Source organism: Ruegeria sp. HKCCA0370 (assembly GCF_013033705.1).
Taxonomy (GTDB): Bacteria; Pseudomonadota; Alphaproteobacteria; order Rhodobacterales; family Rhodobacteraceae; genus Ruegeria.
Map to the genome: position 1 here is coordinate 233,638 of NZ_WQEP01000006.1, position 23,526 is coordinate 257,163.

18 protein-coding genes are annotated in these 23,526 nt (G+C 59.4%); 11 read left to right on the forward strand and 7 right to left on the reverse strand.

Annotated features, from left to right (window positions below; genetic code table 11):
* Nucleotides 1–24: 24 nt before the first annotated feature.
* The 6 genes from GOW31_RS14420 to GOW31_RS14445 all read right to left on the reverse strand — a co-directional run bounded on the left by GOW31_RS14420 (nt 25) and on the right by GOW31_RS14445 (nt 7,231).
* On the reverse strand, nt 25–1,329 hold the full coding sequence (locus tag GOW31_RS14420) for an FAD-binding oxidoreductase (RefSeq protein WP_171170960.1): 1,305 nt from the start codon (nt 1,327–1,329) through the stop codon (nt 25–27).
* Nucleotides 1,326–2,000 carry a TetR/AcrR family transcriptional regulator gene (locus GOW31_RS14425; RefSeq protein WP_171170961.1) on the reverse strand — a complete coding sequence of 225 codons (675 nt, stop codon included), beginning with the start codon at nt 1,998–2,000 and terminating at the stop codon, nt 1,326–1,328. The genes GOW31_RS14420 and GOW31_RS14425 overlap by 4 nt, the downstream gene beginning before the upstream one ends.
* Nucleotides 2,001–3,545 (reverse strand): trimethylamine methyltransferase family protein, encoded by a 1,545-nt coding sequence (locus GOW31_RS14430; RefSeq protein WP_171170964.1) that lies wholly within the window; start codon nt 3,543–3,545, stop codon nt 2,001–2,003.
* Between the two features lie 2 nt (nt 3,546–3,547).
* Nucleotides 3,548–5,950: an FAD-dependent oxidoreductase gene (locus tag GOW31_RS14435; RefSeq protein WP_171170966.1), complete on the reverse strand. Its 2,403-nt coding sequence runs from the start codon at nt 5,948–5,950 to the stop codon at nt 3,548–3,550.
* 111 nt (nt 5,951–6,061) lie between these two features.
* On the reverse strand, nt 6,062–6,691 hold the full coding sequence (locus tag GOW31_RS14440; RefSeq protein WP_171170968.1) for a glutathione S-transferase family protein: 630 nt from the start codon (nt 6,689–6,691) through the stop codon (nt 6,062–6,064).
* An 18-nt stretch (nt 6,692–6,709) separates the two neighbouring features.
* The gene (locus tag GOW31_RS14445; protein WP_171117334.1) at nt 6,710–7,231 is read right to left on the reverse strand and encodes a class I SAM-dependent methyltransferase; all 522 of its coding nucleotides are present in this window, start codon (nt 7,229–7,231) and stop codon (nt 6,710–6,712) included.
* Nucleotides 7,232–7,440: 209 nt separating this feature from the next.
* Between GOW31_RS14445 and GOW31_RS14450 the strand changes: the two genes are divergently transcribed.
* Genes GOW31_RS14450 through GOW31_RS14470 form a run of 5 tightly spaced genes read left to right on the forward strand, consistent with a single transcriptional unit; the run spans nt 7,441 to nt 14,665 of the window.
* Nucleotides 7,441–9,213: an ABC transporter ATP-binding protein gene (locus tag GOW31_RS14450; protein ID WP_171117332.1), complete on the forward strand. Its 1,773-nt coding sequence runs from the start codon at nt 7,441–7,443 to the stop codon at nt 9,211–9,213.
* Complete coding sequence (locus GOW31_RS14455; protein WP_171170970.1) at nt 9,206–11,119, forward strand: ABC transporter substrate-binding protein; 1,914 nt, start codon at nt 9,206–9,208, stop codon at nt 11,117–11,119. The genes GOW31_RS14450 and GOW31_RS14455 overlap by 8 nt, the downstream gene beginning before the upstream one ends.
* A 14-nt stretch (nt 11,120–11,133) precedes the next feature.
* On the forward strand, nt 11,134–12,162 hold the full coding sequence (locus GOW31_RS14460; protein WP_152457137.1) for an ABC transporter permease: 1,029 nt from the start codon (nt 11,134–11,136) through the stop codon (nt 12,160–12,162).
* Complete coding sequence (locus GOW31_RS14465) at nt 12,159–13,313, forward strand: ABC transporter permease (RefSeq protein ID WP_171117328.1); 1,155 nt, start codon at nt 12,159–12,161, stop codon at nt 13,311–13,313. Before GOW31_RS14460 ends, GOW31_RS14465 begins: the two co-directional genes overlap by 4 nt.
* Nucleotides 13,310–14,665, forward strand: coding sequence for a CoA transferase (locus tag GOW31_RS14470; RefSeq protein WP_171170972.1), 1,356 nt, complete (start codon nt 13,310–13,312; stop codon nt 14,663–14,665). Before GOW31_RS14465 ends, GOW31_RS14470 begins: the two co-directional genes overlap by 4 nt.
* Before the next feature lie 86 nt (nt 14,666–14,751).
* On the opposite strand, the gene GOW31_RS14475 is transcribed toward GOW31_RS14470, so the two are convergent.
* The gene (locus GOW31_RS14475) at nt 14,752–17,127 is read right to left on the reverse strand and encodes a mechanosensitive ion channel family protein (RefSeq protein ID WP_152457134.1); all 2,376 of its coding nucleotides are present in this window, start codon (nt 17,125–17,127) and stop codon (nt 14,752–14,754) included.
* 386 nt (nt 17,128–17,513) lie between these two features.
* On the opposite strand from GOW31_RS14475, the gene GOW31_RS14480 reads away from it, so the two are divergent.
* From GOW31_RS14480 to GOW31_RS14505, 6 genes are read left to right on the forward strand one after another with little or no spacing between them, the layout of a single operon-like run.
* The gene (locus tag GOW31_RS14480) at nt 17,514–18,728 is read left to right on the forward strand and encodes a glycosyltransferase family protein (RefSeq protein WP_171170974.1); all 1,215 of its coding nucleotides are present in this window, start codon (nt 17,514–17,516) and stop codon (nt 18,726–18,728) included.
* Nucleotides 18,725–19,972 (forward strand): glycosyltransferase family 4 protein, encoded by a 1,248-nt coding sequence (locus GOW31_RS14485; RefSeq protein WP_171170976.1) that lies wholly within the window; start codon nt 18,725–18,727, stop codon nt 19,970–19,972. The genes GOW31_RS14480 and GOW31_RS14485 overlap by 4 nt, the downstream gene beginning before the upstream one ends.
* Nucleotides 19,972–21,048 carry a glycosyltransferase family 4 protein gene (locus tag GOW31_RS14490; RefSeq protein ID WP_171170979.1) on the forward strand — a complete coding sequence of 359 codons (1,077 nt, stop codon included), beginning with the start codon at nt 19,972–19,974 and terminating at the stop codon, nt 21,046–21,048. Before GOW31_RS14485 ends, GOW31_RS14490 begins: the two co-directional genes overlap by 1 nt.
* Nucleotides 21,045–21,629 (forward strand): histidine phosphatase family protein, encoded by a 585-nt coding sequence (locus GOW31_RS14495; RefSeq protein ID WP_171170981.1) that lies wholly within the window; start codon nt 21,045–21,047, stop codon nt 21,627–21,629. Before GOW31_RS14490 ends, GOW31_RS14495 begins: the two co-directional genes overlap by 4 nt.
* Nucleotides 21,626–22,768 carry a glycosyltransferase family protein gene (locus GOW31_RS14500; RefSeq protein WP_171170983.1) on the forward strand — a complete coding sequence of 381 codons (1,143 nt, stop codon included), beginning with the start codon at nt 21,626–21,628 and terminating at the stop codon, nt 22,766–22,768. The genes GOW31_RS14495 and GOW31_RS14500 overlap by 4 nt, the downstream gene beginning before the upstream one ends.
* Complete coding sequence (locus GOW31_RS14505; RefSeq protein ID WP_171170985.1) at nt 22,765–23,520, forward strand: polysaccharide deacetylase family protein; 756 nt, start codon at nt 22,765–22,767, stop codon at nt 23,518–23,520. Before GOW31_RS14500 ends, GOW31_RS14505 begins: the two co-directional genes overlap by 4 nt.
* Nucleotides 23,521–23,526 lie beyond the last annotated feature (6 nt).

A 23,526-nucleotide genomic window follows, 5' to 3' on the forward strand; every position in this document is an offset into this window, starting at 1 on the left:
ACATAGACCGTTTGCGAAACGCGACTAGCCCAGAACCGAGAAACTGCTTTCCTCATTGATCGGGCGTTTGCGCGAGTAGAAGCCCACGTCGATTGTCCGCTTGATATATGGCAATTCGAACTGCAACGGTTTCGCGTCGTGATCGGCGCCACCTTCACAGTAATCGATCAGTGACGCCATCATCTTGCCCGCAATCGGCGCATTCTTGTACTGGTTTCCGCTTGACCCACAGGCCATGTAGAACCCCGGCAGGCTGGATTTGTCATAGATCGGAATCCAGTCGGTAGACGCATCATACAGGTCAACCACGCCCCGCGTTTTCGATGGAATACCAAGGCTGGGCACACGCTGCGCATACCGCATGGCCTGCGTGGTCCATTGATCGGTGAATTCACGATTGTAGTTCACATCGTCCTCGCACCACTGATGCGGATCACATTCCGGATCCTCAGATCCGACAAGGATGTGATTGCCGTGTTCCGGCCGGCAATAGCAGGCAATGTCACTGTCCGAAACGATGGTTCCGTCGTGTTCAAAATCGAACCCTTCAGGGGCTGGAACGTGCACGACCTCTTGCCGCAAGGGCCGGGTTTTGATGGTCATATCGTCCAGAACGCCGGCCATCTTGTTGATGATGGACGAACCAGGTCCTGCCACATTGACCACAACCTTGGCGTGGATTTCCTCGCCCGAAGCCAGCTTGACGCCGGAAACGCGCCCGCCCTCGGTCAGGATTTCCGTGACTTCAGCGCCGGTGCGCACCTCTGCCCCATGCAGCTTCGCGGCATCCATCAGGTTCTGGGCCGACAGGGCCGGGTCGGTGACATAACCCGCCTGAGGCCAGTACACACCGCCCGTCATTCTGCGCCCGTTGGGTTGGCCGAATTCAGGATCGTCCATACGGCGCGCGGGGGCAAAGCTGTCCAGCGAATAGACCGGCAAGCGTTCCAGCACTTTTTCATCTGACCATTCCTCGAACGGGCAATCCAGCTCGGACGAATTGCGCATGTGCTTCTCCAGCATCCCGTTCGCCTCGGTTTTCATGACCAGACAGCCGGTTTCGCGGAACTGCGCAAGGTTGGCGTCTTCCGGCAAGCCAAGATACGCGGCCCAGTCGCGCCAGTAGTGGTAGCCTTCCCAGGCAAACGCGGTTCCATCAAATGTAGAATAATGCATCCGGATAATCGCGCAGGACCCCGCGGTAGAACCGTGCCCGACCTGAGAATTCCGGTCCAACGACAGGGTTTTCCATCCCGCCTTGGACATCTCGAACGCAATGGCCGCGCCGATCACGCCGGTTCCGATGATGATTGCGTCTGGTTGGCTCATGTCTGGTTTCCTTTCCAAAAGCGCAGGGAATACGCGCTGAATTCTTCAACTTCCTCGGGTTTCGGCTCGACGCCTGTGAAAGCGTAGAGGTAATGCGGCACCATCGACAGCCGCATTTCGATAGGTTCATTCAATTGCGCCAGATCATAACCGATCTGCATGTAATACAGCACGCGCGCCCGGGTTTCGGCTTCGATCTCGGAATAGCCGTAGCGGGCGAACATGGCGTGCAGCGCTTCCAGCCTGCGGGCGTCCGACTGGTCCAGAATACGCCGCACCTTGCCTGATTTTCGCGCCCAGTCACGTACGGCAAAATCCAGCGCAGTATCGAACAGATCGGTGTTCACCACGCACCGATGAACGTTGCAGACGGCCGCCGTTATCGTCTCGGCTGGTGCTTCGGCCTGCGCGACCAAGGCGGCGGTGTTGGTGGCCTGCCAGCGCGCCAGCAATGCATCCAGCAACTCTTGCCGGGATTTGAAGTACCAATAGAACGACGACCGCGATACTGCCATCCGTTCGGCCAGGTTCAGGACCTTGATCTGGTCCACCCCGTCCGAAATCAGCACATCCATCGCCACGTTCAGCCAGTCGTCGCGCGTGACCTTGATGTTGCCGATCAATGGTTCGGCCTCGGGGTCATCGCGATGAAGGATCGGTTTCGGGCTCATTCAACTCTCCGGTGGGGCACCGCCCTCGGCGGTACGACGGGCAATGAACTCATGTAAATCACCTGTCCGATCATTGTCGACAGCGGGCGCCCGGAAGTCGTTCAAAATGCCTTTCCAAACATCCGTTGCCCGATGGTTCGCGTCCACCGACCCGCGTTCGGCCCAGGTGCCGAAATTGGCGTAGTCATGGACATGCGGTTGATAGAACTCAGTATTATAGCGCTCCATCGTCTGGCTTGATGCAAAGAAGTGGCCACTGGGTTCAACCTCACTCAATGCAGTTTCAAACCCGATCTCGGACGGCCCTGCCTGCGCGCCCGCGCACAGTTCGGCGACCATGTTCAGCACTTCTGCATCGCAGACCAGCTTTTCGAAGGAAACCGTCAACCCGCCTTCCAACCAGCCTGCGGAGTGGATGATCACCGTTGCGCCGGCCATAAGGCATCCCCAAAGGCCAAACTGGTTCTCGTTTGCGGCCTGCACGTCGTTGGTGTTTGACGCCGATCCGGCAGCCGACCGCCAGGGCAAACCAAGATGCCGCGCCAGTTGGCCCGCAGCCAGTGATGCCTGAAAGTGCGACGGTGTCCCAAAGGCGGGCGCGCCGGACTTCATGTCCACGTTACTGGTGAACGTGCCATAGCAGACCGGAGCACCAGGATTGGCAAGTTGGGTCAAAGTCAGCGCGGCAAGGGCCTCGGCATGGGACAAGGTGATCGCCCCGGCCACGGTGATCGGTGCCATCGCGCCCATCAGGGTAAAGGGTGTGATGATCGACATCTGACCGTGGCGGGCAAAGTCGATCAGACCTTGTGCCATGGGGATATCCAATGTGCGCGGGCTGTTAGTGTTGATGATCGTATAGCAATGCGCATGGCCCCGGAACGCATCATCCGAAAGACCGCGTGCCGTGGTCAGCATCTCAAAGCAGTCCATCACTTGCGGGGTTCCACGCGAAAAGAAGAACGGAAACTTGTCCGTCAGTTCCATCTGGGCCCGAGTCGTGAAGTAATGGCGCAGATGGGTCGGCACATCCTGCGGCTCGACCTGCGGCGAGATCATCTGGAACACGTCGAAATGATGGGTGAGCTTCAGAAACTCCAGATAATCCTGACCCGTCGCCGGGCGCCGACCACGTTCAAGGTCGGTTGCGTTCGGCGCGCCGGCTCCGGGTTGAAACACCAGCGAGCCCAGTTCGAGCGTAAAATCGCGACGCCGCGAGCCGGCGCGACAGGCGATGGATTTGGGCGCTGACGCGACTGCGGCTTCAACCATCTCGCGCCCGATAAACACCATCTCAGTGTCTTCATCCACCCGCGCGCCGCCCTGTTTAAACAGTTTCCGCGCCTCGGGAAGCAGGGTCTTTACCCCCAACTCTTCCAGTGTCCGCAAGGCGGTGTCATGCATATCCGCGATTTGATCGGCCGGGAACACTTCCATCTGTGGGAAAGGGTTCCTGAGCTGGCGATAGTTCACATCGCGACTGGGCTGCGGGGCGGCTTCCGCCCCCCGCCCCCGCCGTCGGCGTCCGCGCTCTGCAGCAGTCATGATCAGCCTCGCATCGCTTTGCCTTCGGGGTCATAAGGTGACGGCGCAATCACGCGCGCCGGACGTTCAACGCCCACCACGTGGACGGACAGTTCCGTGCCCGGTTCCGCCTTGTCCCGATCGATCAGGGCCATTGCCAGTGACTTGCCGGTATAGTGCCCGTAGCCACCCGAGGTTACAAACCCAACGCGTTCGCCATTGGCCCATACCGGCTCGTATCCGCTGGCATCTGCGTCCAGAGCATCAATTTCCAGTGTCGCCTGAATTTGCGCGGGGCCGTTGCCGTCACGTTCGGCAAGCGCGCCCGCCTTTCCAACAAAGTCCTTGTCCCAGTCGATCCAGCGATCCATTCCGGTCATGCCCGGTGTATAGGCTTGCGTGAATTCCGCCGACCAGATGCCAAAGCTTTTTTCAAGCCGTGTTGACAGCATCGCGTTGAAGCCGCATTCGCGGATGCCTTCCTCGGCCCCTGCTTCCAACAGGATGCGGCGCAGCTTGATATGGTCGCCATAGCGGCAGTTGATCTCGTACCCTTTTTCTCCGGTCACCGACATGCGGGCGACGCGGGCGCGCACGAGGCCGATATCGAAATCGCCGCACCCCATGAACTTCAAGCCCGAGATATCCTGTTCCGCCAGTTTTTCCACAACCGCCTGTGACTTCGGCCCGACCACGGCAAAGCCGCAATATTCCTCGCCCAAATCACGGATATTGACGCCATCCATCATGTGATCGTCGAACCAGCGCATATGCCAGGCCCGCAGGTAATAGCTGCCCATGATCCACCAGGTCCCGTCGCCCCAGTTCAGCACCGTCAGATCGCCCTTCAGCCGCCCATCCTCACCCAACATCGGGGCCAGTTTCGCACGACCCGGGCCGGGGAGCTTGGAGGCCATTACCATATCCAGCCAGGCTTCTGCGTTCGGACCGGAAACCTCGAACCGAGAAAAGCCCGAAATATCCAGCAAGCCCGCACCTTCGCGGATCACATTGCATTCCTCGGCCACGATGTCATGCGCGTTCGAACGCTTGAGCGTCGGCGTTTCCTCGAACCCTTTCGGCGCGAAATAAAGCGGTACTTCAAGATCCCAGCTGACGCCCCATTTGCACCCTGCCTCGGTCATCGCATCATGCGCCGGTGCCATTTTCAGCGGCCGCCCGGCGGGCAGTTGCTCGTTCGGATAGGTCATCACGAAGCGGCGGGAATAGAACTGCCCCGTCGTCTCGCGGATATAGCGCTTGTTCTGGGCAAAGTCGCCATAGCGCGCCACGTCCATCGGCCAGGCGTCGGCCTCGGGCTCGCCATGGATCATCCATTCGGCCAGTGTCTTGCCGACACCGCCCCCCTGCAGGAACCCGGCCATCACCGCGCAGGCGGTCCAATAGCCGCGCTTGCCCGGGACCGGACCGACCAGAGGGTTGCCGTCGGGCGAGAAGGTGAACGCGCCGTTCACCCATGTCTTGATGCCCACATTCTGGATCGCCGGATAGCGTTCGAAGCCCAGCGTCAGTTCGTTTTCGATACGGTCCAGCTGCTCCTTGAACAGCTCCTCGCCATAATTCCACGGCGCGCCGTCCATGGCCCAGTGTTCGTGATCGACCTCGTAGATGCCGACCAGAACGCCCTTCTGGTCCTGCCGCATGTAGGTGAAGCCTTCCAGATCCACGGTCATCGGCATCTCGAAATCGGCCGCAGCGACCTCGGGCACCGTGTCGGTGATCAGATAGTGGTGTTTCAGCGGCGAGACCGGCAGTTCGACCCCTGCCATGCGCCCCACCTGCTTGGCCCACAGGCCGGCGGCATTGACCACATGTTCGCAGGTGATCGTGCCCCGGTCGGTCACCACTTGCCAGCCATCGGCGGTCTGGATCAGTTCCTCGACCTTGGTTTCCTCATAGTATTCCGCCCCGCGCTTTTTTGCGGCGGTGGCATAGGCCTGCACGGTGCCGGTGGTGTCGATATACCCCTCTCGGTCGGCCCACATCGCGCCCAGAATGCCATCGGTGGACATGATCGGGCAGCGTTTCTGCGCCTCTTCCGGGCTCAGCAATTCACAATCGTCAATGCCGATGGACTGGAAGATGCGGTAATTGGCCTGCAACCACTCCCACCGTTCGGGGGTTCCCGCCAGCGTTAGACCGCCGGTCATATGCAGGCCGATATTCTGGCCTGATTCCTTCTCGATCTCGCTGAGCAGATCAATGGTATAGGCCTGCAAAGACGCCATGTTCGGATCGGCATTCAAAGCATGAATGCCCCCCGCTGCGTGCCAGGACGACCCAGACGCCAGCCGCCGCCGCTCCAACATGACGACATCCGACCAGCCAAACTTGGCCAGGTGATACAGAACCGAGGCCCCGACAACGCCTCCTCCGATGACCACGACGCGATATTGGGATTTCATCCCGACCTCCCCTGAACAGAATCTGAGGAGACGCTAGTGGCACTGTTCACATCTGTCTAGACATTTCTGTACAGTGCTGGTCACAACGCAACCCGGCACGGTTCGGCTGGTTTACAGACTTGCGCTTGGACGAGATTGGATAGCTTGAAACCACGCCAGGGTGGCCGCGTTGTCTTCCGGGATACGCATCTTGATGACGCGGGCGAAATCGACAAAAACGAAAGCCGAGATATCCGCCAGGGAAAACACGTCACTGGCCACAAAAGGGCTTTCCGTCAGACGTGATTCCAGCATTTCAAAGAAGGATGCCACACGCTCGCGCCCGCGCTGTGCAAGTTCGGGAATCTGCGCATGATTGGAAGGGCCTGGAATGGCGCGATCCTTGAAGGCAGGATGTCCATTGCGCAGAGCCTCGGCAATCGGTGCCCCGCCCTGATGTTCGACGATCGCGTTCCACATCAGAACCAATCCTTTTTCCTCGGGGGTTCGGCCCATCAAAGGCGGTTCGGGAAACCGTGCCTCCAGAAATGCCGCAATGCCCAGATTTTCTGTCAGAACGGTTCCGTCATCCGTTACCAGAACCGGGATCGTGGCCCGTGGGTTCACGGCGCGAAAGGCTTCGCTCAATTGTTCACCTTTCGCAATCGAGACCTCATGCGTTTCGATATCCAATCCTTTTTCGGCAATGAACATCCGCGCACGACGGGGGTTTGGAGCAGTGGAGCAATCGTAAAAAATCATGCCGTTACTCCTTTTCGGTCAGCGGCGATATATGAAACAGCGCCCTTCGACGGCGCCTTCGGGCAACGGCATCTCGGTCAGCCCTTCGAAATACATCCGATCACTTGAGACCATCAGCCCGCCCGGAGCAAGCAAAGGCTCGATGAGCGGAGATACAAACCGCGCGAATTTGTCATTCTTTTCGCGATTGTGCCCACCAAGATCCGCGTGGATCAGGCTGGCTGACGCGCCGAACCGCTCAACCGATGCAGGCAGGGTATCCCGCACATCGCCCAGAATCACGTGATCTTCGGGCGGGGTCGAGTCGGGGTGCGAAGCCACCGCGCGTTCGAACACATAGACCGGGCGGCCATCCATGTGCTGCACAAGATGGTGATACGTACGCCCGTTGCCCAAACCCAATTCGAACACCGGACCTGTCATGCCCGCAGTTTGCCGGATTGCGTAATCCAGACAAGCGCGCTGTGACACCATGCGATCGATGAACAGATCCAGACGGCTTTGATTCTCGGACACCGGAAAATATCTCCTTGATACCATTCGAGAGCATAAATGCGCCCGATGCCGTCCTTGATGGCAAAATCTCAAGACTTTGTGTAGCGACGAAGCCCGTAGTTTCACGATTTCGCGACATTTCGGCCCAAGAACGGGTTTGACTAGACGGGCGGAACCGCGCGACACTGAACAAAAAATCACGGGGAGTTGAAGTAACCGATGTCATCGAACGGTCAAACGGGTGGAAAACCCGCATGAGCGCGTTGTTGTCCGTAAGAGACCTCAGCATCGGCTTTGGTACGGGCAATTCCGTGGTCACGGATGTGAACTTCGATGTCCAAGCCGGACAGACGCTTGCCCTTGTCGGAGAATCGGGATCGGGAAAAACAATCACATGCCGCGCAGCCTTACGTATCCTGCCCCGCACGGCGCAGATTCGAAGCGGCACGATTACCCTGAACGATTCCAAGGGCATGTGCGAGCTCACCACGGTTTCCGAACGTGAGCTGCGCGACATCCGCGGCAATCGGGTTTCAATGATCTTTCAGGAGCCCATGAGATCGCTGTCCCCGCTGCACAAGATTGGCAATCAGGTCAGCGAGGTTTTGTGGCTACATCGTGGGCTGTCCGAGTCCGCGGCACGCAAAAAGGTCCTGACGCAATTCGAACGCGTCGGGTTCCCTGATCCACAGCGCGCCTATGACTCCTACCCTTTCGAGTTGTCCGGCGGTATGCGCCAACGTGCCATGATCGCCATGGCCATGGTGTCAAAACCAGAATTGCTGATCGCGGACGAACCGACCACCGCACTGGATGTGACCACGCAGGCGCAGGTTCTGGGCCTGATCAAGGAATTGCAGCGTGAAACCGGCATGGCGCTCATTCTGGTGACTCATGATCTGGGTGTCGTCGCCAACATGGCCGAGCAGGTCGTCGTCATGCACAAGGGACGTATCATGGAGGCCGGCCCTGCCGCCCCGATCCTGACCGCGCCCGCACACCCGTATACCAAGCAGCTTTTTGATGCCGCGCCGGAAATACCGGACCAGGATGCGGTGGGTATACCGATGCCCGACACGGATCTGATCCTTCAGATGAAGGATGTGTCCAAGACCTACACCATGCGGTCCAGCAAAGGATGGCAGTCTGACAAAGCAATCTATGCCTGCCGAGGAGTCGACCTGAACCTGGCGCGCGGCAAGACTTTGGCAATTGTCGGTGAAAGCGGATCGGGAAAGACAACGGCGGCCCGCATCGCCCTGGGGGCTGAATTGCCCGACCCCGGTGGTGAAGTCCTGTTTCGTACCGCCCCCGATGCCGACCCGATCACGGTGCACAACATGACCCGAGCCCAGCGCACAGCGTTTCAGCGCAAGGCACAGATGGTTTTTCAGGACCCTTACAGTTCGCTCAGCCCCCGGATGCGCATCCAGGACGCCATGACCGAACCGCTGGAAATCCACCGCATCGGCACAACAGCCGAACAGCGTGACAAGGCCGCCGAGATGTTGCAGCGCGTCGGCCTGACGGGTGATATGCTCAAACGCTATCCGCACGCGTTTTCCGGTGGGCAGCGACAGCGCCTTTCCGTGGCACGCGCCATGATGCTGGACCCGCAGTTGATCGTGTGCGACGAACCGACCTCGGCATTGGATGTGTCTGTTCAGGAACAAATCCTGACCTTGCTGGAAAACCTGCAAGACAGCCTGAACCTGTCCTACCTGTTCATCTCACATGATCTGGCCGTTGTCGCACGGATCGCTGACGAAGTTGCCGTCATGAGGCGGGGTCTGATCGTCGAACAGGCACCGCCCGAAACTCTTTTCTACAATCCGCGCCATCCATACACCAAGGCGCTGATTGCCGCTCAACCCGAACCCGACATCAATCGCCCGATTGACCTTCAATTGGTTTCTCTGGGTGCCGGCGCGCCGGACAGTTGGGATGAAGCCTTTCGTTTCTCGGACACCGTGATACCCTCACTGGTGGAATTGGAACCGGGCCATAAGGTACGTTGCCATGTTTAATACCATTCGCCCTCTGCTGCTGGCTGCTATGCTGGCGTTTTCAGGGATCCTGCCCGCGGCGGCAGATACAATCCCAACACCTCAGGAAAGCGCCTTCTGGAGCGCCGAGGTTGAAAGCGGCAATCTTCCGCCAGTGCAGGGGCGTTTGCCCAAGGACCCTCTGATTGTGGATCTGGCCGCAAAAGGAAGAGAATTCGGGAAACCGGGTGGCACTCTGCGCACTATGGTCACGCGATCCAAAGATATCCGGCAGATGGTTGTCTATGGCTATGCAAGGTTGGTTGGGTTCAACCAAGATTACGAATTGGTACCCGACCTGCTGGCCTCGTATGAAAACGAGGGCAATCGCAAATTTACCCTGAAACTGCGCGAAGGGCACAAGTGGTCGGACGGCTCACCCTTTACCTCGGAAGACTTCCGCTATTGGTGGGAAGACGTCGCCAGCAACGAGTTGCTCAGCCCGTCAGGCCCACCCGATTTTCTGATCGTCGAAGGTAAATTGCCCACGGTCACGTTTCCCGATGAGACCACCGTGATCTTCGAATGGGACGACCCGAACCCGAACTTCCTGCAATCTCTGGCACAAGCACGACCGCCGTTTATTTACCGGCCGGCCGCGTTTCTGAAACAGTATCACGAGAAATACGCGGACGCGGAAGAGCTTGCCTTTCAGGTTGAAGATGCCCGGGTCAAAAGCTGGGCGGCGCTGCACAACAAGCTGGATAATCTTTACAAGTTCGACAACCACGAACTTCCCACGTTGCAGCCATGGCTGAACGCCAGTTCGGGCAAGAAAATCCGTCACAACTTTGTGCGCAACCCCTATTATCACCGGATCGACAGCAAGGGGGTGCAACTTCCCTATATTGACGTGGTCGAGATGGAGATCGTCGCCCCCGGTCTTGTTGCCGCCAAGACCAACGCCGGTGAAAGCGACCTGCAAGGCCGTGGCCTTGCCTTCCGAGACGCGTCGATCCTCAAGAAAGGCGAAGCACAAGGCGGATACAAAACGCTGTTGTGGAAAACCGGCGTGGCCTCGCAGATCGCGATCTACCCGAACCTGAACTTTTCGGATGATGTCTGGCGCGATGTACTGAGGGACGTTCGCGTGCGGCGCGCCTTGTCGCTGGCCATCGACCGGCAGACCATCAACCAGGCGCTTTACTTCAAACTCGCACACCCCGCCGCGAACTCGGTTCTTCCCGCCTCGCCCTTCTACAGTGAAGAAAACGCTGCGGCCTGGGCGCAATACGATGTTGATCAGGCCAATGCGCTTTTGGATGAGGCTGGTCTGGATCAGCGCGACAAGAACGGCATTCGCCTGTTGCCTGACGGTCGCCCAATGGAGCTGGTAATCGAAACCGCAGGTGAGCGGCAGGAAGTCGAAAACGCGCTTCAGATCGTAACCGATACCTGGCGTGAAATCGGTGTCAAACTGGTCATGCGCCCGCTGGACAGGGACATCCTACGCAACCGTGTGTTCGCGGGCAATTCGATGGCGTCCGTCTGGTTCGGTTGGGATGATGGTATTCCGCAGGCGCATACGTCCCCGGCTTATCTCGCTCCGACAGATCAGGTGTTCCTGGCCTGGCCAAAATGGGGGCAGCACTATCAGACCGGTGGCGAAGCGGGTGAAGCCCCCGACATGCCAGAGGCGCAGCGCCTGATGGAATTGGCGCATGAATGGCAAATCGCCACGACCGATGAAGAACGCGCGGCTGTCTGGACCGAGATGTTGAAAATCCATGCCGATCAGGTCTATGCCATCGGCATCCTGAACGGCGCCCCCCAGCCCATTGTGGTGTCAAACCGCCTGCGAAATGTTCCGGAACAGGCTATGTGGGCCTGGGAACCCGGTGCACATTTCGGCATTCACCGCCCGGAAGAGTTCTTTTTCGCCGATTGAGCAGGAGCAGCTAAATGATCATGCTGCGCTACGTGGTGTATCGCTTTTTCACGATGCTGCTGACTTTGTTGGTGGTCTCGGTTCTGGTTTTTGTAATCATCAACCTTCCGCCCGGCGACTATCTGAGCAACCAGATCGCTGAACTTCAGGCCTCGGGCCAGTCGGCAGGTGTCGCAAAGGCAGAGTTCCTGCGCGCTGAATACGCTCTGGACCGTCCGATGTGGGAACAATACCTGATCTGGATGGGATTCTGGCCCGGACCGCACGGGTTTTCGGGGTTGATCCAGGGCAATTACGGGTGGTCCTTTGAATTTGACCGTCCCGTTTCCGAAATCGTCGGCGACACGCTTTGGTTGACGGTTGTGGTCAATCTGGCTGCGATCCTGTTTGTCTATGCCGTCGCGTTGCCGCTGGGCGTTATCGCCGCCGCGCGGTCCCGGACATGGATCGACTATACCTCGGCCTTCGTGGGGTATCTGGGGCTGGCAACGCCGAACTTTTTGCTTGCGCTGATCCTGTTCTATTATGGCCACCAGTATTTCAACCTGCCGATCGGGGGCTTGATGGATCCCAGTTTCGAAGGCCAGCCGATGAGTTGGGAGAAACTGAAATCCATCCTCATCCACCTGATCGTACCGACCTTCGTCATCGGCACTTCAGGCGCATCGGCGATGATGCAGCGTCTGCGCGCGAACATGCTGGACGAACTCGGCAAACCCTATGTGGAAACCGCCATTGCAAAGGGCATGGCCCCGTCACGGATGCTGACCAAGTATCCCCTGCGGGTGGCCTTCAACCCCTTTGTCGCCGATATCGGCAACCTGCTGCCGTCGATGGTGTCCGGCTCGGTTCTGGTATCGGTCGTTCTGGGCCTGCAAACCATTGGCCCTACACTGCTGACTGCCTTGAAGACGCAGGATCAGTTCCTGTCAGCGTTCATCCTGATGTTCGTCGCCCTGCTGACGCTTATCGGCACGATGATTTCTGATATCCTGCTGGTGATGCTGGATCCGCGCATTCGGTATGAGGGGCGCGAGGCATGACTGATCGTCCTGACAATCGCTATGTCGATGATGCGCCGTTTGATCCGCAGGCCTCGATTCAGCAGCTGGAACGCGCCGATCTGGATGCCCCCAACTGGGTTCTGGTCTGGCGCAAGTTCAAAACCCACAAGCTGGGCCTGATCTCGGGCATCTTCCTGCTGTTTTGTTATCTAATGCTGCCCTTTGCCGGGTTTATTGCGCCTTATGGGCCAAATGACCGAAACGGAGAGCACCTGTACGCGCCACCACAATCGGTAAACTGGTTTCACGAGGGTGAGTTTATCGGCCCACATGTCTATCCGATCGTCGCCGAGGCGGACCTTGAAACCTTCCAATGGAAGTTTGTCCCCGACACGGAAGACCCGCGCCCGATCCGGTTCTTCTGCGAAGGCTCTGAATACAATCTGGCCGGTTTCATACCGTCGGACACGCATCTGTTCTGCCCGCCAGAGGGGACAACGCTGTTCCTGTGGGGATCCGACCGTCTGGGCCGAGACATCTTCAGCCGAATTCTCTATGGCGCGCAGCTGTCTTTGACGGTGGGTCTGATCGGTATCTCGGTGTCCTTCTTTCTTGGCATCCTGTTCGGTTCGATGGCCGGCTATTTCGGCGGGCGTATCGACTGGACCATCAACCGCGTCATCGAAATCCTGCGTTCGTTGCCGGAACTGCCGCTGTGGCTGGCCCTTTCCGCCGCCGTGCCTTCGAACTGGAGCCCGGTCGCGGTGTTCTTCATCATTTCGATCATTCTGGGCATCCTCGACTGGCCGGGTTTGGCGCGCTCGGTTCGGGCGAAGTTCCTGTCATTGCGGGAAGAGGAATATGTCAGAGCCGCCGAGATGATGGGGGCAAGTTCTGGCCGCGTGATCCGCAAGCACCTGCTGCCCAACTTCATGTCGCACCTGATTGCATCGGCCACATTGTCGATCCCTGCCATGATCCTGGGGGAAACGGCGCTCAGTTTTCTTGGCCTCGGCCTGCGCGCACCCGCAGTCAGTTGGGGCGTGATGCTGAATGACGCGCAGAACCTCGCGTCGATCGAGATCTATCCCTGGACGGCAATCCCGATGCTGCCGATCATTGTCGTGGTATTGGCGTTCAACTTCCTTGGTGACGGGCTGCGCGACAGTCTCGACCCCTATCAGCAATGAGTCTGCTGGCGACGCTTCCCGCTGCCGGCAGCTATCACATGGTCGGTGCCGGTATGCTGCCAAGCGCCTTTGCCGTTTCCGAACTGGCCACCGCCAGTTTCGCAGCCGTGGGGCGGGAAATGGCCCGGCTGATCCAGGCGATCAGCCTGTCCACGAAGGCACCCGAAGTCTCGATCGATCATCGGCTGGCATCTCTGTGGTTCGGCTATTCCTTCAAACCGCAAGGTTGGGACATGCCCAGTTTGTGGGATGCGGTCGCGGGCGACTACAAAGCCGCGGATGGCTGGATCAGGCTGCACACAAACCTGCCCCGCCATCGCTCTGCCGCGTTGAAAGTCCTTGCCACCCAGCCAGAGCGTGAAGCCGTGGCAAAAGCCGTCAGGTCTTGGGCAATATCGGATCTGGAAACGGCGGTTGTTGCCGAAGGTGGGGTGGCCGCTGCCATGCGCAGCCGGACGGAATGGCTTGATCACCCACAAGGCCGCGCCGTGTCGCGCGACCCTTTGATCGGATGGCAGGGACCGCGCTATGTCAATCTGCGCGACAGACCTCGGGCCACCGCTGATCGGCCTCTGGCCGGGTTACGGGTGCTGGATCTGACGCGCGTTCTGGCCGGCCCGGTTTCTACCCGAACGCTTGCAGGGTTCGGAGCCGAGGTCTTGCGCATCGACCCACCTGGCTGGGATGAACCCGGGGTGATCCCCGACATATCGCTGGGAAAGCGCTGCGCCTATCTTGACCTAAAATCCGAAACCGGCCTTGAACGATTGCATGGGTTGCTGGCTCAGGCGGATGTGTTCGTACACGGGTATCGACCCGGCGCGCTGGAGGCACTGGGTCTGACCCGGGCCAAACGTGACGAGCTGGCTCCGAACCGGATCGAAGTCACGCTGGATGCCTATGGCTGGCAAGGTCCATGGTCGACCCGGCGCGGGTTTGACAGCCTTGTCCAGATGAGCGCGGGTATCGCCCATGCCGGGATGGGGTGGGCGAACGCGGACAAGCCGACCCCGTTGCCGGTTCAAGCTCTGGACCACGCGACCGGCTATCTGATGGCGGCTGCCGTCCTGTCCGCACTGGCCGAGGCCGCATCAGGCAATTCCATCATGCACGCGCATCTCTCTCTGGCGCGCACCGCCGAACTTCTGGCCGTGCTCGGCAAAGACGAAGCACAATCCGCGCCCATCACCCCGGCAACAACGGATTACGGCACGGCGACGGAGGCGTCCGGCTGGGGGCCGGGCCATCGCCTCAACCCTGCGCTGAGGGTCGGCGAAGCGACGATGCGCTGGGATTTGCCTGCGTCGAAACTGGGCAGTTCGGAACCTGTCTGGCCACTCGACGCCTACTGACCATCCGCCGCGCGAGACGCGCGGCCGGGCCCAACGCATTGGGTGGCGTCTCGTAAGAGACGCAGTCCAAAGCGACGGGAGCGCCCCTATCGATCATCGCCCCCAGGGCCGATATCGTCCAGGTAATCCTCATCGATCGCCGCCTGCACCGCGCCTGTTACCGCCTCACGCTGTTTCGGCGTCAAGTCATCGGCCTCTTTGCCGTCCGCCAACCTCACGGTGACTTCGCGATGCGCGAATTTGATGCCTTCCCGCGCGAACAATTCGCGAATTTCCTGATAGACCTTCTTGCGCACCAACCACTGATCGCCCGGTTTGGTCATGAACTTGACCCGGATGATCATCGCTGAATCCTGCATCTCGATCACGCCTTGGGACTTCAGCGGCTGTATGAAGTTTTCGCCGATCACAGGATCGCTCAGCAACTCCTGCCCCAGCTTCTTGATCAGCTTTCGCACCTTTTCCACGTCAGTGTCATAGGTCACGCGCAGCGGCAGTTTCATGATCACCCAGTCACGGGAATAGTTCGTCAGAACCTTGATTTCGCCAAAAGGAATCGTGTTCAGCGCGCCAAGATGGTGACGCAGCTGGAAGGACCGGACCGAGATTTTCTCGACCGTTCCCTTGACGTCTCCGATATCGATGTACTCACCCTTCCGAAAGGCATCATCCATCAGGAAAAACGCCCCGGAAAAGATGTCCCGCACCAGTGTTTGAGATCCGAAACCGACAGCCAGACCAACCACACCGGCACCGGCAAACAGCGGGCTGACATTGATACCAAGTTCCATGAGAACGATCAGCATGATGGTCACGACCACAACGGCCAGAATTGCGCCGCGGAACAATGGCAGCAGCGTCGCCAGCCGGCTTTGCCCGCCTTCCCCGCCCTCATCGCCCAGTTCGGCCTCGGTGCCATCATCGACTTCTTCCGCTATCTTGCTGTCGATCCAGATGCGAAAGAAATGAAACAGGATGTAGCCGATGAAAATGATGACCATTACATCCAGCACGCGTGCAACTGGCAGGTCCTCGCTCCAGTCCGCATCGGGATACCAAATCACCACAAGGGCGTAGACACCAATCACAAAGGCCAGAATTCCGGCCACCCGGCGCGCCAGATCCTCATAGGTCAGAAGATACTGTTTGCGCTGTTCTGCCTCGGGCGTTTCCACGGGCTCGGCATCCGCTTCGGCAGCGGCGGTTTCTTCGTTTATCTCGTTGATCTTGCGCGAACGGTCAAAATACCGCTCCAGCACGTAGTTCATCGCACCATAGGCAACGACGACGGACATGAAGATCATATAGCTGCTTGCGATCAGCGGCAGCGGCGTTGGGTTCTCCAGTGCAAGATCAACCGCCAGACGGAACCAGCTGAACACGACATAGACGATCAGTGCAGGTGCCCAGCCGAAGGATACGAACCGCAACAACCACGAGACCTGATCCGGCGCTCTGCCGCCCCGGATTGCATTTGAAATGGCCCGGGCATTGAACAGGATCATCAGAATATTGCCGAAAGCGCCCACCATTGTCAGGCAGCCATAGACCATGGCGTAGACGTTGTAGTTCAGCCCGAAATCCGCAACCCAGGTCGAAAACAGAACAACCGTGATGTCATAGGTCGCGAGTGCCGAAGCCCACAGATACAGCCGCTTGGCGTCCCGGTCCGAGAACGGTGGCAGCCGGTATTGACTCAGGTAAGGTGACAATACCATCCGCCAAAGATCGGACACCGTGCGCGACAGGAAGAACGCCGTGAAGATCGCCGTGACCGTGAACTGGATCGAGATATCGTCCGCTTCGCCAAAAAACAGATATCCGACGATCAGGGCCATGAGCATGGCAAATATCGTCGCTCCGATCCCCATCAGGAACCGGAACAGAAGGAAGGGCATCTTTTCTCGGTAACCCTGCGGTTCATCCTTGATCCGCGCCACGACCCAGCGGCGCGCGATGCGTTTCCCGTATATCTCGATAGACAGCCAGCGGCCCAACAACAGGAACAGGATGTTCCAGCCCAGAACTTCCACATAGGTCTGAATGCGACCGTCCGGACTGGTCTGGCGCAGGATATACTTCACTTCGAACACCGAATACGGCAGCGCCTCAAGCCGTGATTGCATGGACTCACGGAATTTCGAGAACCTCTCCTGCGCCTTCATCAGCTGCGATCCCTCACCCATGGGATTGTTCGAATCGCCCGCCGCATCATTCGTGCCCGCATCCGTGCCGCCGGCTGTTGTCACAACCTGCCCGGCGCTGTCGATGACGATCACACTGGCCCCGGCTTCGCTGGCGGCGCGAATTGCGGCAGCCAAATCGCTTTCCGGCGAGGACGCAGACGAACTGTCCGCGTTGTATCCCGGAATCAAGGATGTTTGCGCTGAAACGCTGACCGGAAGCGCCAGTACAAAAGCCCACAAAGCCAGAAGTGTTGCGGCCAGAAAGGTATGTTTCATGGGGTTTTACATCCAGTTTTTCCGATAGCGGTCAGATTACAGAAGGGTTTCAGGCAGTTCAAACACTCGGGCGCGCCCTGCTCAATATCGTGTCCGGGCGTGTTCTTGGCGCACTGCCCGATTCCGGATGTTTTCAATCTGGCGAAAATTGAATATGAACGGGATCTGTAGGCCCTGCGCCTTTGCCAGTTCACCGGTTCTTTTGCGATCCCTCTCAAGCCTTGGTGCGACATGACGCGAAACCGTCAATATGCTGTTGCCAAATCGCAATGCTTGGAACATTTGCGGAAGAGCAATTCCTCCTTTGGCAAGCGTGACGGGGATATATACAGTAACGCTTGCAAACGCGCGGATTTCGAACCGGGATCAAGAAGACAGGCAACACTATGAGCCTAGGCAAAACCAATTCCAAACCGGGCCGCGCACCGCGTATCCTGTTTTACAGTCACGACACGTTCGGGCTGGGCCATCTTCGCCGGTCTCGGGCTTTGGCGGCCGCGATCACGCAGGCGGACCAAAGCGCATCCGCGCTGATCCTGACGGGATCACCCGTGGCCGGACGGTTTACCTTTCCCCGTCGCGTTGACCACGTGCGCCTGCCCGGTGTCACCAAACGCGCAGACGGGTCTTATGCTGCACGCACGATCGGGATGGGCATCGAAGAAGTGACCGAGTTGCGGTCGGGTCTGATTCAAACCGCTGTTCAGCAGTTCGACCCTGATGTGCTGATCGTCGACAAGGAACCGACGGGGTTCCGGGGTGAGCTGCTGCCGACACTGAACCACCTGCAACAGAACTGCGGAACCAAAATGGTGCTTGGGTTGCGCGATGTTCTGGATGAACCCGAAGTCCTGGCCGCCGAGTGGGCGCGCAAGGAAGCGGTTGAAGCCACCGAACGGTTTTATCACGAAATCTGGGTTTACGGTTTGCAGTCGATTTACGACCCGACAAAGGGGTTGCCGCTGAGCGCCGCGGCACAGTCCCGCATCCACTGGACGGGATATCTGCGCCGCGATCTTGGTCCGGTCGGCGAGCCTCCGCAACAACCCTATATCCTGATCACGCCCGGCGGCGGCGGCGACGGCAAGGCGATGGTCAACCTCGTCCTGTCTGCCTATGAAAAAGATCCAAACCTGTCGCCGCGGGCGGTTTTGGTCTATGGCCCCTTCCTGTCCGGTGAGTTGCGCGAAGATTTCGAAACCCGCGTTGCCGCATTGAACGGTCGCGTCACCGCCGTTGGGTTCGAATCCCAGATCGAAACGCTGTTTGCAGGGGCCGAAGGCGTCGTCTGCATGGGCGGCTACAACACGTTCTGCGAGGTTCTTTCCTTTGACAAACGCGCTGTCATCGTCCCGCGCACCACGCCCCGTCTGGAACAGTGGATACGGGCCTCGCGCGCAGAAGGGCTGGGCCTTGTCCGAATGCTGGATGAAAACCGGGATGGCCTGACGCCGGACGCGATGATCCGCGCCATTCGGGAACTGCCGCACCAGTCCCTGCCGTCGCAGGCGATACAAAGCGGATTGCTGGACGGGCTGGATTATGTCACCGACCGCATCGAAAGCCTGCTGACCTGGGAACAGGAACGAGCCACCGGATGACCTCAGATTCTCCTCGATTGGCGGTTGTGGTCAAAGGTTGGCCACGACTGTCCGAAACGTTCATTGCGCAGGAACTTGTCGCCTTGCAGGAGGCCGGGCATCGCTTTGACATCTGGTCTTTGCGGAACCCGACCGATACGAAACGCCATCCCTTGCACGACCGGTTCACAGGACAGGTCCGATACCTGCCCGAGTATCTTCATGACGAACCCAAACGGGTCTGGGCGGCACGGGCCCTTGCCCAAACGCTTCCCGGTTACGACAAGGCCTATCGGATCTGGCGTCAGGACTTGAAGCGCGACCCGACACCCAATCGCATCCGCCGGTTTGGGCAAGCCTGCGTTCTGGCCGCGGAATTGCCTGCCCGGACGCAAGGGTTGTACGCTCACTTCATGCACACGCCGTCATCCGTTGCCCGTTACGCCGCCATCATGCGCGGATTGCCGTGGAGTTTTTCGGCTCATGCCAAGGATATCTGGACGTCGCCGGATTGGGAAAAACGTGAAAAGCTGCAAGCCGCATCCTACGGGGCCACGTTTGGTGCCACCTGCACAGCCATCGGAGCCGAGCATCTGCGCAGCCTGGCCGATGACCCCAAGCGCGTGGACCTGATCTATCACGGTTTGGACCTGTCTCGCTTTCCCAAGCCCCCAACGCGAAGGCTGCGTGCTGTGAATGATCCTTTTCACATGATTTCCGTCGGGCGGCTGGTCGAGAAGAAAGGCTTCGATCGTCTGATCGCGGCTTTTGCATTTCTGCCCGATGACCTGAACTGGCACTGGACCCATATCGGCGGCGGCGCATTGGGTGACGCTTTGCGGGCACAGGCGAACGCAGCCGGCATTGCGAACCGGATCACCTGGAAAGGGGCTTGCGACCAGCCCCAGGTCATCGCAGCAATGCGTGATGCCGACCTGTTCGTTCTGCCCAGCCGCATCGCGAAGGACGGAGACCGCGACGGGTTGCCGAATGTGTTGATGGAGGCCGCGTCTCAGTTGTTGCCAATCCTGTCGACACCGGTCTCGGCGATCCCCGAGTTTATCGAAACCGGAACACATGGGGTTCTGTCCGATGACGCCCCCTCTGCACTTGCGGATGCCGTCGAACGTTTGTCAGCCAATCCGCAGCAAGCGTCAAAGATGGCGCATGCGGCCTATGATCGCCTGATCGCCGAATTCCGGATGGCTCCCGGCATTGCACGGCTGTCGGAACGCCTCAATTCCATGTGCATGGAAAACGCGTAATGGCGCGGGTCGCGTTTTATGCCCCGATGAAATCTCCTGACAGCCCGAAACCTTCGGGCGACCGTGAAATGGCCCGGAATCTGATGCAGGCGCTGACCGCCGAGGGTGAAACGGTCGATCTGGCGACCGACTTGCGCATCTATGACAAAAGCGGCGACGAAGACCTGCAACAAGCCCTGAGGCGCGCGGCAGAAGATGAAGCGAAGCGACTTGTCTCTGACTTGCCATCAGATACCGATCTGTGGGTGACCTACCACAACTATTACAAGGCACCTGACCTGCTGGGCCCTCGGGTTTGCAAGGCGCGTGGCATTCCCTATGTGCAACTGGAAAGCACCCGCGCATCCAGTCGGTTAAACGGGCCGTGGGCTGAGTTCGCCAAGGCGGCGCATCAGGCCTGCGATGCAGCGGATGTGATCTTTTATCATACGGCCAACGACCTGATCACTTTGCAGCGGGATCGCTTTGGCGATCAGGCTTTGGTCGAATTGCCTCCGTTCCTGCCCATCTCGGAACTGCCTCCGGCCGCCACAGGTGGCGCACCCATGCTGACCGTCGGCATGATGCGGCATGGGGACAAGCTGGCGTCCTATCAGATATTGTCCGAGGCCCTGGCGCATTTGACCGGGGACTGGCACCTGAACATCGCAGGAGACGGCCCAGCGCGCAGGCAAGTTGAGGCGCTGATGGCGCCGTTCGGACAGCGGGTGCGTTTTCTGGGTCAGCTTGACCGGGAAGAACTGCAACGCGTCTATCAACAATCATCTCTGCTTGCATGGCCCGGAGTGAACGAAGCTTACGGCATGATTTACCTCGAGGCGCAGGCTGCGGGATTGCCTGTGGTCGCTCAGGATCGGCCCGGCGTACGCGATGTTCTGTCCCCGGCGGCCTATCCATCCGTCGAAAGTGGCGCCAGGGGATTTGCGGATGGCATGCAGGCCCTTTTGTCGGATTCCACGCTGCGCCACACTCTGGGCGCTGCGGCACGCAACTACGTGGCAGAGCGCCACCTGATGCCACAGGCGACCGAGCGCTTGTGGGCAACCCTCCGACCTCTGCTTAAGGACGCATCATGACCCGGCTTGCACTGCTCCGCCACGGGCACACCCATTGGAACCGCGCGGGACGGATCCAGGGGCGCAGCGACATACCGCTGGACGATGACGCCCGAGCCGAATTGGCGGGCTTTGGATTGCCGCAGGACTGGGCCAGGGCTGACATCTGGTCCAGCCCCCTGCACCGCGCCAGTGAGACGGCGCGGATAGTGACAGGTCGCGACCCGAACACCTCGGACGCGTTGACCGAGATGAACTGGGGCGATTGGGAAGGTCAGCGCGGGGTCGACCTGATCGCGGACACATCCAGCGGGTATCGTCATATCGAGCATTGGGGCTGGGATTTCCGCCCACCAAACGGGGAAAGCCCGGCCGAGGTTCGGGACAGGCTTGACCCGTGGCTGTCCGAGTTGCGGCAAGATACGGTCGCGGTCTGCCATATCGGTATCATGCGGGTCATTCTGGCTCAGGCCTGGGGTTGGAACTTTGAAGGGCCTGCCCCCTTTAAGATCAAACGCAATCGGCTGTATATCGTCGACATGAATACCATGACCGCCGCCGCCGACCCCGTTCGCCTGATCAAGCGCGAGACCCCGCAATGAAGGTGATGATCATCGTCACGCACCTGTTGGGCACCGGGCACCTCAGCCGGGCGCTGACATTGGGGCGGGCATTTCGGGATGATGGCCACGACGTCATGGTCGTGACGGGTGGTATGCCCGCGCCGCAATTGGACAGCACGGGCATGACCCTGTTCGGCTTGCCGCCGCTCAGGTCGGACGGAACCAACTTCACCCGTTTGCTGACCGAAAGCGGCGAAAAGGCTGACGCGGCCTGTTACGCAGCGCGTGAGGCAGCCCTGGTGCAGGCGGTGAATAGCTTCGAACCGCAGATCCTGATCACCGAGCTTTACCCCTTTGGTCGCCGATCACTGTCTGCCGAGTTCGATGCGGCCCTGAATGCGGCGATCGCGTTGCCTGAGCGTCCCGTCATTCTCGGATCGATCCGGGACATTCTGGCTCCGCCCTCCAAACCTGCCAAAGTCGAGCGCGCGGATGAAATCGTGTCTCGGTATTATGACGGCATCTTGGTTCATTCCACCGAAAGCGTTACGCCCCTGTCGGTCAGCTGGCCGGTGTCGGAGCGACTGGCCAAGCGACTTCACTACACTGGCTTTGTGGCGCCTGCATTGCCCCGACCGCACCCCGACGCGGCGGGTCAGGATGAAATCCTGGTCAGCGCTGGCGGCGGATCCGTCGGGCAACCGATCTTTCGCGCGGCCATCGAGGCCGCCCGAAAGATGCCCAACAGGCGCTGGCGCCTGCTGGTCGGTGGAACGGATGCAAAGGTTCGGATCGCGGAATTGTCCCGGATGGCCGAAGGTGCTTCGGTTGTTCTGGAACCGGTGCGGCCGGATTTCCGCCAGATGCTGCCCCTGGCAGCGGCATCGGTAAGCATGTGCGGCTACAACACTGCCATGGATATCCTTCAAAGTGGTACCGCCGCCGTGTTTGTGCCTTTCGACGACGGCAAAGAGGTGGAACAGGGGCTGCGCGGGCAGAGCCTGTCCGATCTGCCTGCAATCGAAGTTCTGGAAAGCAAAGCGTTGAGCGGGGCGGCATTGGCGCAGGCGGTGGAGCGTGTCCTGGCGGACGGCCCCCGTGTACAACAGGATTTCGGTTTTGACGGGGCCATCCAATCCGTTCACGTCGCCAAGCGCCTGCTGGAGCAGCGTACATGAACCCCGACTGGCGCCCACTTGATGTCGAGTTGAACCATTGGCGTGCCGAAAGCTTGCCCTTGCCTCTGTGGTGGCGCGATGATGATGCCATTGCGCCAACCCCGCAATTGGACCGCCTTTCCGTGCTGGCCGACAAACTGGGCCTGCCCGTGCATCTGGCCGTCATCCCACGCGACGCGACGCCTGCGCTGGCGGAATATGTTGCCGGGCGCGCGTCTCTTATTCCGGTCGTACACGGGTGGGCGCATACAAACCATGCGCCCCGTGGGGAGAAGAAGGCCGAGTTTCGGCTCGACCGTCCGCTGGACGTGATGGCGGCGGATGCGCAGGCCGGGATGGCGCGTCTTCGGTCCCTGTTTGGTGACAATGTGCGACAGGTGTTCGTGCCCCCCTGGAATCGCATTGCGCCCGAGATGGCCAAACAGTTGCCAAAGCTGGGATACTGCATCCTGTCCACCGCAACGCCCCGCAAATCGCGTCTGGCCGCACCGGGGCTTGAGCAGATCAACACCCACCTTGACCCGATCGACTGGCGCGGGTCGCGTGGCTTGATCTCACCCGACGCCCTGATCGCACAAACTGTTGGTCTTCTGCGAGACCGACGCGAAGGCCGTTCAGACAACACCGAGCCCTTTGGCATATTGACCCATCATCTGGTCCATGACCAGGGCATCTGGGCCTTTACCGAGGCCCTGCTGAACAAATTGCTGAGCGGGCCTGCCACTGCTTGGATCGCGCCACAGAACGAATGAGGACAT